Origin of the sequence: Enterobacter sp. CGMCC 5087, from assembly GCF_003144775.1 — a bacterium.
Lineage (GTDB): Bacteria > Pseudomonadota > Gammaproteobacteria > Enterobacterales > Enterobacteriaceae > Enterobacter > Enterobacter cloacae_M.
Map to the genome: position 1 here is coordinate 1 of NZ_QFXN01000352.1, position 251 is coordinate 251.

The window sequence follows — 251 nt, forward strand, 5'->3', positions numbered from 1 at the left end:
CGTAAAAAGGCGAAAAAGGTCAAAAAGGGGAAGAAGCGACTAAAACGCTCACCCAATGGCACCCGCCGGGAGCGTAAGAAACAGCGTCCGCCAAAGCTGCTTATTCGCTTCGGTAATGCGCTCGAGGTAAAAGAACATCTGAACTACTTTGACCGCGCCAACAAAATGGCAGAAGCGCTGATGCCATCAGCATTAAGCCAGGCAATGGCAGAGGCTATGAAAACAGCTAAGTGAGGATATATGGCAGAAGT

At 49.4% G+C, this 251-nt stretch carries 1 pseudogene; it reads left to right on the forward strand.

Features of this window, described 5'->3' with window-relative positions:
* Nucleotides 1-234, forward strand: a pseudogene (locus DEO48_RS26375) (hypothetical protein); the annotation flags it as partial.
* Nucleotides 235-251 lie beyond the last annotated feature (17 nt).